Origin of the sequence: Spirulina sp. CCY15215 (assembly GCF_016888125.1) — a bacterium.
In the GTDB taxonomy this organism is placed as follows: domain Bacteria; phylum Cyanobacteriota; class Cyanobacteriia; order Cyanobacteriales; family Spirulinaceae; genus CCY15215.
Map to the genome: position 1 here is coordinate 1 of NZ_JACSWA010000259.1, position 8,353 is coordinate 8,353.

Here is an 8,353-nt window from a genome sequence, read left to right on the forward strand (position 1 = left end):
ACTACCCCCATTATGGTTTATTGTAGTGGGAGCGTCTCGCTCCCTAGCTCTAATTATTCGGAGCAATGTTGTAAATTTGCAACTTTGAGATGCACCCTGAAAATCATCAAGGCAAACCTTATCTTATTTGGTATTTTTGTATTATTTGATCAGGGGAATTTCGATAACAAACTCTGCACCTTGTCCTAATTCAGACTGACAAGTGAGGAAACCACTATGTTTTTCAACGATAATTTGATAGCTAATTGCTAATCCCATCCCTGTTCCTTTGCCAATAGGTTTAGTAGTAAAGAAAGGATTGAACAATTTTTCTAAGTTTTCTGGAGCAATTCCCGTACCATTATCAGCAATTCGAACAATAAGATGCGGTTCCGAAATGCGATCGCTTGAAGCAATTTCTGTACTGATGGAAACCTGGCTGGGTTTGGCTTTAATCTCTTCTGGGGAACGATGGCGATCGCGTTCTTCGAGAACATCAATTGCATTAGCGAGAATGTTCATAAAAACCTGATTGAGTTGTCCTGGGTAACAGTCAATCTTAGGAAAATCGCCATAATTTTTAATAACTTGAATGCCAAATCCATTGGGTTTTAGCTGCAGGTGGTTTCCCAAAATCAGTAATGTACTATTAATACCCTCATGGAGATCGACAGTTTTGCGATCGCTCTCATCCAAGCGAGAGAAATTCCGCAAAGATTGCACAATTTCTTGAATTCTGTGGGCTCCTACTTGCATTGAAGCCAGCATTTTTGGTAAATCTTGTAGGGTAAAATCTAACTCAATTGCTTCTGCTTCTGCTTGGATTTCTGGGATAGGATTGGGATAATGTTTGGTATAAAGATTTAACATTCCAATCAAATCTTGGATACTTTGTTCGGTATGGGTAAGATTTCCATAAATAAAGTTAACTGGGTTGTTAATTTCGTGAGCAACTCCCGCAACCAACTGTCCCAAACTGGACATTTTTTCGTTTTGAATCAGTTGGGTTTGAGTATCGAGTAATTGTTTATGAATATTCTCTAACTCGTGTAATGTTGTTTCTAATTGGGTCGCTTTTTCTCTTGTCCTCGCTTCCGATGCTTGCAATGCAATATAGAGTTTTGCAAGGCGATCGGCTTTCCGTAGAGAAATCCTCACGATCGCCTCTCGCAGTTCTAAAGCCGCCTCAATTTCACAAGTTTTCCAAGGTAAACTGGCTAAATGGACTAATTCTTTCCACAAAGCAAAAGATTGTCGGGGACAAAGAACAATTTCGCCATCTTTGCCAGGTTGTGAGGCTTCTTGAGGCTTCCCTGCCCATTCTACAGTCTGTAGGGTTTCCGGTCGAAACCAGAGGATATATTTGGACTCGGTTTCAGAAAGAGAAATAGCGAGGAGTCCGCTTGCAATTTCTTTGTGAGATGCCCAGTTAGGAGCTAATTGAACGAGAGAGTTTGTGTGAATGATTTTTTCTTGGGGATGTTTTGTGCGTAATATTTGTACCAAAGAGGCGATCGCCTCAATTTCTGGAGTTTTCCCCAAGCAAATACAATCGTCATCTTGCCAAATTGCGACCCCAGTTGCTCCAGTTAACTCGAGTAAATGGTTAGGAGAATTCGTTAATCCATCGCTAATGTTCTCTTCAACTGACATCCATTCAATCAGTTTGACGAGAACATTATTAAGATGATATTTGTAGTCAGTGTCAGTGCGATCTTTTTTCGTGGCCATTTCCAAAGAAATAATTTGGCCGAGTAATTTACAAGCTGCCCGCATTGCATAGGGAAGATATTTGGGAGTATAATGATGGCAAGCAATTAAACCCCAAAGTTCTCCTTCTCTGGCGATCGCGATAGTTAAGGAAGCCGAAACTCCCATATTTTTTAAATATTTAGTATGACAGTCCAAAACACCACGCAAGACTGCATTACTTAAATCTAAAGGTTCTTCTTGAGGAAGTACAGGAATAATCTCTACAGAAGGCATAGCAGCATCGGCAATAACACGCACTCCTACTTCTAAGGTCAGTTTCCGTGAAGTTAAGGGAATATCAGAAGCAGGATAATTCAGTCCCAAAAAGGCTTCAAGATGCTCTTCTTTATCTTCTGCAATAACCCTCCCATGACCTTGTTCGCTAAAGCGATAGAGCATTACGCGGTCAAATCCGGTGAGTTGACGAATTTCAGTAACAGTAGTTTCAAATAAAGTTTGTAGATCGTCGATTTTTCGCAGTTTTGTGGCGATGTGATGAATTGAACGATAACAATCTAACTCATTAAATATTTGTCTGGAAAGAAGGGGTTCTAGTTCCAGAATCACCCTTTTTCCCGATCGATGGAGGATGCCATCAAAGCGTACTTCGCGATCGCCTTGGGTCGTAAAATTTCCAGCTTGTAGAGATAATTTTAAGGGATTAATTGTGTTTTCTTGAGTCAGTGCTTGTTGTACTTGCTCCACTTGTTCGCGACCAAATAGCAGACTAAGAGGACGATTAATCAGGTCATCAGGATGAATTCCTAAAATGCTAGAACTATTATTGCTAATTTGTGCGATTGTTAATTCAGGTTCTTGTAACGTCAAGAGAACCCCATAAGATTGAATATATCCGAGGGCGCGGAGAGGCTCTTTTTCAATGAACTCAGGACTGCCGGAAATACGGCTAAGGTTACTTAATTCCATCGTTTTTTCTGGGATTGCAGGATATCAAAACTTTCAATAATTTGGCTCTATCTCAACATTCAATCGGCAGCTAACCCCTGACAGAGAGCGCAATATTGGCGAGTAAGGGAAAATCACCCTATTTTCAGTTATCAATTTCTAACTATTTTCTCGAAAATAATGGGAAATTGAAAAGTTTTCCTAATCTAGAAATATTTCTTTACACAAAAGGGAAAACGAATAACTGTATTTTCTGATTCTATAATAACGCATTGCGAATCCAAACGTGATCGCAATTCGACCAATCTAGTATCGTTAAACGCGATCCCTCTGTTCGAGAAGATGTGCAAAAACTCACTCAATCTCAACAAGATTCTTATTTTATTTCGACTTCACATTAACCAGAATTAAAATTAGCGATCGCGTCGTAGCAGCCAAATCATTAAAGCGACAATGCCTACTTGTAGGGCAAAATTGGGAAATACTCGATATATTTCCTGTCCCGAAGTCAGTTGGGTGAGGAAAATCAGAGCGCCGATCGCCCCAGATGCAGCGAAACTAACATAGACGAAATGACGCAAACCCCGATAAGGGGATTTGAGTTCGGCTCTCAATTGAGCATATTTCTCTGGACTCAAGGATTTTGGCGTTTTTTTCAGGTCTGGCATAATTTTGTCTGGCAGAAAAAGGGAAAAAGGTAATTTTTGGCGATCGCGCTATTTTCAGCTATAATACAAAACTGTGTCTCAATAAAAACCGCTCGAAAGAGCAATTTTATTTTCTGATTTGCCCTCGTAGCTCAGTGGTAGAGCATTCCACTCGTAATGGAAGGGTCGCCGGTTCAAATCCAGTCGAGGGCTTTCCCAATAGTTAACCGTGCCAAACCGATAAAACTTTTCCTCTTATCTCCTGACCCCACCAAGAAGTATTTGCACTCTGAGAAAACAGAGTTTCTCTATTGGCAATCCATGTTTTTTGTGGATCGAATAATGTCAACTCTGCTACCTCTCCCACCGCACAGGATAAAGGGTTTTGACCCAAACAAACCTGGGGCGCAACTGTTAGGGCTTTATATAACTGCAACCCCGTCCAATTGCCTTTAATAACCAGATTCTCCCATAACAAAGGTAACGCTAACTCCAAGCCGATCGCCCCCGAAGGTGCTTCCTCAAAAGATACGGTTTTTTCCTCGTAAGTGTAAGGAGAATGATCGATCGCGATCGCATCGATAACCCCTGCTTTTACCCCATCTGCCAAAGCAACGCGATCGCCAGGATTGCCCAAAGGTGGATCGAGGCGTAAACTGGGATTGTAATCTCCCACTGCTTCCGTATCCAACAGTAAATGCAGCCAAGTCGTACTTGCGGTTACGGGAAGCCCTCGCTGTTTTGCCTCCGCAATTAACTCCACCCCTCGCGCTGTAGAAACGCGCATAATATGCACGGGAGTCCTCACAATTGCTACTATTTCCAATAATGCTGCTAATGCTGCGGTTTCTGAGAACACCGGATCTCCAGACAAACCCGCTTGAATAGAGAAAGAACCTTCCCGCATTGCCCCATTATCGCGCAATTGCGGGCTGGTCGGCACGATCGCCATCGGTCGTCCCAAAGGTCCCCCATATTCCAGTAAACGACGTAAAACCCCCCAGTGGGCGATCGCCTTCCCATCGCTAAACCCCACAACTCCCGCATCGGCTAACTCTGCTAACTCCACCATCTTTTCCCCTTCCAGATTTTGCGTGAGCGCCCCCCAAAACTGAAAGTGAGGTGCATAGCTAGGGATTTTTTGCTGTAAAAAAGTGAGTCCCGCCGCATTATCTAGGGGTGGGACGGTGTTGGGAAGGAGAGTTAAGCGAGTAAAACCGCCTGCGAGGGCGGCTTTTGAGAGAGAAGTAAGAGTTTCTCGTTCTTCATGTCCAGGATCGTTATTCGCACTGTAGAGATCCGTTAAACCAGGACTCAGAATTAAATTTTCGCCGTTTTTAATGGTTGTTTCTGGTGGAATATCAACGATCTGCCCTTCTATTGCTGCAATTTTGCCATCCTTTAACCAAACATCAGCAATGCGATCGCCATTGGCGATGGGATCTAAAACCCTAACTCGTTGCAGTAGAAGATTAATCGCATCTTCCTCGATTGATTCCGACATTTTCCCGATGTTTGATGTTAGCCGGGATCGATTGTACATGGCTTTGTCCCAACTGATAGCGATCGCACTGAAATCGGGTGCATCTCAAAAATGTAAATCGACATTAGCCTTGGAGGCAATCGCAGATTTCACCGCTCGCTGTTTGCTGGGAAAAAAGTGGAAAAAACCGTGGGATTTACTTCTAACTTTCTCATAACGATCGCCACCAGCCAAATATTCCAAATACTCAAAGTTAAAGCTGTCGTTAAAGCTGCCCCTACTATTCCCCAAAGTGGAATGGCGATCGCATTTAAAATCAAATTAATTAAAGCCGTGCAACTGGAAACTAGCATTAATTGATTTTGATAGCCAGTCATAGAGAGCAAATTACCAACAGAACCCGATAGAGCATTAATGAATTGTCCAATCACGAGAATTTTTAATGCCCAATGCGCCTCAATAAATTCCGACCCAAAAATTCCGAGAAGGGGTTTGGCAAAAAGAATTAAAAGTAGCGCGATCGCACTTGATGACCAAAAAATCCAAAGCGTTACGGTGGAAATTACCTTTTGCAATTCAACGCGATCGCCGCGAATATGAAGAATTGCAAAAGCAGGAGCAACGACAATATTAATGGACTGTAAAACAAAACTGACCCAAAGTGCGCTTTTTGAGGCAGGGCTATAAATTCCGACGGCTCCTGCACCAATAAACGAACCCAACATTAAAATATCGGTTTGCACGAGCAGTTCTCGGAAGGCGCGATAAAGTAGCAAAGGAAGGGAAACTTTTAGCCAAGCTCGCAACGTATAAATAGGAGTTACGGGAGCAATTTCGCGATTGAATTTGAACCACATCCAACTTGCCTGTACGACGAGCGCTCCCGATAGCATTCCCAAAGCAATCCAGATCGTAGAGATGCTGTCAAGAATATGGCGATTGTGCCAGAGTAAAAATCCCCCAATAATGACGAGAATCGGCCAAATTATTTTCGTGGGGGTATAAGCCAAAATGAGATTTTCTGCTCCCCTCCCCATATCTTCTTGCAACAAAACAAGTGCTTGCAAGGGAACGAGCCAAATGCCAACGAGTAAAACCGGAGCGGAAGAAAAGTGATGATAGTGATTAATCAAGAAAACGAGTCCCGTGGTGATCGCACTGAGAAACAGTCCCGTCGCAATGGTCAAGCGCCAACTGCCTAGGATAACCCCTCGCAATAATCCCCAATCTTGTTTGACGCGGTATTCACTGATAAAACGCACCACTGCTCGAGGCAATCCCAAACTGGCAGGTACGGCCAATAATAGAGACCAAGTAATGACGTATTCGTAGATCCCGTATTCAACTTTCCCCATCCAGCGAGCGAGAAATACTTGCACGAGATAAGCAAGAGCTACTCCTGCAAATTGTAGGACTAAAACAAGAATGCTACTCTTAGCAAGAGTGACAATTCTAACACTATTTTCTCTGTGCGCTAAGGAGAATTGAGTCATCAAATCAAACAAAAAAAGTGATAAAGCGACGATGAAGGCAGAGCAGATTTCAAATCGTATTAATTCTCTGCTCTTTGGAGCTTTCTTCGTTGTTTTCAGATTTTAAAGGGTAATATTCTTGACACCAGTTTGAAAAATCCTCATAAAGTGGTTGCAAGCTAGATTTAATCTCCTTCTGCTCCACTAAAGTGACCAACTTCTCTTGATCCCGATCCTTGTTATTCTCAACACGATAAAAAGACATTGATTCTCTTATATCTTTATGCTGTATTCTGTTAAAAAATTCTAATGGTTTACCACAGGTAAAGCTATTAACATCAAATGGTTGAGTCCAAGAAATCATCTCTTTAATAAAAGGAATCTCCCAGCAATGACAAATCTGTTGAAATATTTGTTCTGGCGCTTTCAACAAATGTTCTCGGGTTAGACAGGTTACTTGTTTTGAAACCTTTCGAGATTCTATGAACCTATCATAAGTATATTTGTAGGCAAGTTTAAAGATTTCTAGATCGCAAACTCCCACCCACCCTTGTTTTCCAGCCGCTTTACATTTTTTCCAAGAACTCCAAGTAGCGATGGGTTCTCTCAAAAGAAATAGTGGTCGAGAGCGATCGATGGCATCTCGATCTGGAAAAATCTGAAAACAACATTCTTCAGGATAAATATGACCTAAAACTTCCTTAGCAAAAAAAGTTTTACCTGGATTGCTAAAAAAGGAAGGATGAGAACCATCAAAAAAACGATAATCTGGTCCTAATCCTTCTCGAATTCCTTCCTTTACTGGTTGATAAAAACAATGTATATAAGGACTTTGATTGAGTGACTGCATAAAAGCAGTGCTGCCACTTCTACAAGGTGAAATAAATATTCTAATCGTTGGCAGTGTCATAACTTAAGTTCTCCTCCAAATAATATATAACGAATATAGAAGACTACGATCTATCCGAGCTATTGCAGAATTATATCGATCTTAAAGCTAAAGTAATAAGTGAATTTCAGAATTCCTCGGGAGATGTTGCCGCGTGAACAAAGATGCTCCAAGATCGTATCATAATTAGTCTTGGATTCAAAGATTCTAGCGGGAGACCCCTCGCGACATTTAGTTGGGATTTGGCAAAATTGAGATGCACCCCTGAAATCGCTTTATAAAAACGAGGAGTTGGGAAAAATGCTCCGATCTTGCTCAAAAAACTTTTTATGTACAATTTCCTTAAACATCTCAAAATCTGTCGGCCAAGTCTCAATTCGCTTTTGTAAATACAGTGCTTTTTTCTCTTGATATTTAGGGGGAATCCCATAATTAAACCCCCCAGAAAATAATAAAGCGGAAATTGCTTCTCCTTCTGGCTGCTGCAGTTTCACTTCATTAATGGCAATGGTTAGAGGACAGCGTTTGAGTTGATAGCTTAAACTTAAAGATGCCTTTAAAGGTTCTTGTCCCATATTTTGCCATTTTCCAGGAGCAAGCAAGCCATCAACAATGAAATGCCGTGCGCTATCTTGGTTTTGGGTTTCCAGAAAACCGACGAGAATTTTAGGATTGATATTCACCCCTTGATAGTCTGCATGGGGTAATTTTTCCACATAACGACAAGCCGCTAAGGGAGCCTGTAATTCTTCGATCTTGCGATCGCCCATTGCTTCCAAAAAAGTAATATTGCGCGGTTGTGCCAGTACATTCACCCCATTGGTAAAAGACAGTTGTGCCATCGACGCATTGAGAACTGGCTGTCTCATCAGTTCCCAATCCGTAGCAATAATGCCGCTAAATTTGAGAAAATCCAAATTTAGCATTTGGGGGTTGAGATCGATCGCCGCGATCGCAATCCCAACCTCCTGCATTTCAATCGTTCGACCAAAAGAATTTGTATTCACAAACTGGGTTGCCTATTTGTTGTTGCTTGCCATTGTCTCTTCTTAACAGTAGGAGTTACGCATTAACGGGCAAGATGCCCGCACTACATACATAGCAAAAGAATACAGTAGTGGGAGCGTCTCGCTCCCTAGCTGCGTAAGTTCGCTCCCTAGCTGCGTAAGTTCGCTCCCTAGCTGCGTAAGTTCGCTCCCTAGCTGCGTAAGTTCGCTCCCTAGCT

General features: G+C 42.0%; 6 protein-coding genes and 1 tRNA gene. 1 reads left to right on the plus strand and 6 read right to left on the minus strand.

Annotated elements, in window-relative coordinates:
* Nucleotides 1-141: 141 nt before the first annotated feature.
* Together JUI58_RS02545 and JUI58_RS02550 are read right to left on the minus strand one after the other, a co-directional pair.
* Nucleotides 142-2,658, minus strand: coding sequence for an ATP-binding protein (locus JUI58_RS02545; RefSeq protein ID WP_204102175.1), 2,517 nt, complete (start codon nucleotides 2,656-2,658; stop codon nucleotides 142-144).
* Between the two features lie 392 nt (nucleotides 2,659-3,050).
* Nucleotides 3,051-3,305 carry a DUF3493 domain-containing protein gene (locus JUI58_RS02550; protein ID WP_204102176.1) on the minus strand — a complete coding sequence of 85 codons (255 nt, stop codon included), beginning with the start codon at nucleotides 3,303-3,305 and terminating at the stop codon, nucleotides 3,051-3,053.
* A 120-nt stretch (nucleotides 3,306-3,425) separates the two neighbouring features.
* Here JUI58_RS02550 and JUI58_RS02555 point away from each other — a divergent pair.
* Nucleotides 3,426-3,497 (plus strand) — tRNA-Thr (locus JUI58_RS02555).
* A 10-nt stretch (nucleotides 3,498-3,507) separates the two neighbouring features.
* On the opposite strand, the gene JUI58_RS02560 is transcribed toward JUI58_RS02555, so the two are convergent.
* The 4 genes from JUI58_RS02560 to JUI58_RS02575 all read right to left on the minus strand — a co-directional run bounded on the left by JUI58_RS02560 (nucleotide 3,508) and on the right by JUI58_RS02575 (nucleotide 8,135).
* The gene (locus tag JUI58_RS02560) at nucleotides 3,508-4,788 is read right to left on the minus strand and encodes a dihydroorotase (RefSeq protein WP_239121222.1); all 1,281 of its coding nucleotides are present in this window, start codon (nucleotides 4,786-4,788) and stop codon (nucleotides 3,508-3,510) included.
* A gap of 128 nt (nucleotides 4,789-4,916) precedes the next feature.
* Complete coding sequence (locus JUI58_RS02565) at nucleotides 4,917-6,260, minus strand: flippase (RefSeq protein WP_204102177.1); 1,344 nt, start codon at nucleotides 6,258-6,260, stop codon at nucleotides 4,917-4,919.
* A 49-nt stretch (nucleotides 6,261-6,309) separates the two neighbouring features.
* Nucleotides 6,310-7,149 (minus strand): hypothetical protein, encoded by an 840-nt coding sequence (locus tag JUI58_RS02570; RefSeq protein WP_204102178.1) that lies wholly within the window; start codon nucleotides 7,147-7,149, stop codon nucleotides 6,310-6,312.
* Nucleotides 7,150-7,403: 254 nt separating this feature from the next.
* Complete coding sequence (locus tag JUI58_RS02575; protein WP_348539819.1) at nucleotides 7,404-8,135, minus strand: hypothetical protein; 732 nt, start codon at nucleotides 8,133-8,135, stop codon at nucleotides 7,404-7,406.
* Nucleotides 8,136-8,353 lie beyond the last annotated feature (218 nt).

Excerpts from the sequence above, each read along its gene's own strand:
- JUI58_RS02545 (WP_204102175.1), bottom strand. The coding sequence starts at position 2,658 with ATGGAATTAAGTAACCTTAGCCGTATTTCCGGCAGTCCTGAGTTCATT.
- JUI58_RS02550 (WP_204102176.1), bottom strand. The coding sequence starts at position 3,305 with ATGCCAGACCTGAAAAAAACGCCAAAATCCTTGAGTCCAGAGAAATAT.
- JUI58_RS02560 (WP_239121222.1), bottom strand. The coding sequence starts at position 4,788 with ATGTCGGAATCAATCGAGGAAGATGCGATTAATCTTCTACTGCAACGA.
- JUI58_RS02565 (WP_204102177.1), bottom strand. The coding sequence starts at position 6,260 with ATGACTCAATTCTCCTTAGCGCACAGAGAAAATAGTGTTAGAATTGTC.
- JUI58_RS02570 (WP_204102178.1), bottom strand. The coding sequence starts at position 7,149 with ATGACACTGCCAACGATTAGAATATTTATTTCACCTTGTAGAAGTGGC.